The following is a 587-nucleotide window of genomic DNA, read 5'->3' as shown; positions in this document are numbered from 1 at the left end:
CGTGCCGACGACGGCCGCCGGCCGGTCCTCCTCCTCGTCCCGGACCGGCGCGACCGGCGGCTGCGCGTGCAGCCCCGGGGTCGGGGCGGGAGCGGGTCGGCCCGCGGCCGCATCGAGCACGGCGGCGGAGAGGCGGTCGGTGCGGCCGGCCTCCGCCGCGGGATCCGGCAGCGGCGTGCGGGAGGCCGCGTCGGGCCCGGCGCGCAGCGCGTCGACCTGCTGTCGGAGGCCGTCGCGCTGCCGGACCCGCAGGTCCCGCTGGGCCGCGAGCGCGGCCGACCAGGCCGGGTCGCCGGCCGGGTCCTCGGCCAGCAGCTTCTCGATCGCGGCGAGCCGGGCCTCGGCGCGCTCCAGCTCGTCGGCGCTGCGCTCCAGCTCCCGGTAGCTCTCCAGCTGGGCCTGCAGCGTCGCCCGCTGCCGTTCGAGGAGCTGACGACGCTGCTGCAGCCGGCGCACCGCGGACGGCGGGGTGCCGATCCGGGCCGCCTCGCTGGCGTTCCACGCCTGCTCGGTCCGGGCGAGGAGGTCGAGCTGACGATTCACCCCGACCAGCACGAGCTCGGCACGGCTCGCCCACTGCTCCGTCG

General features: G+C 79.4%; 1 protein-coding gene. It reads right to left on the bottom strand.

The window, feature by feature from the left end:
* Nucleotides 1–587 (bottom strand): hypothetical protein (locus tag ACFQH9_RS26685; RefSeq protein ID WP_379570201.1); only part of this gene is annotated, 587 nt, incomplete at both ends.

Origin of the sequence: Pseudonocardia lutea (assembly GCF_042658055.1) — a bacterium.
Classification (GTDB): domain Bacteria; phylum Actinomycetota; class Actinomycetes; order Mycobacteriales; family Pseudonocardiaceae; genus Pseudonocardia; species Pseudonocardia lutea.
This window is presented reverse-complemented; position numbering and strand designations above follow the sequence as displayed.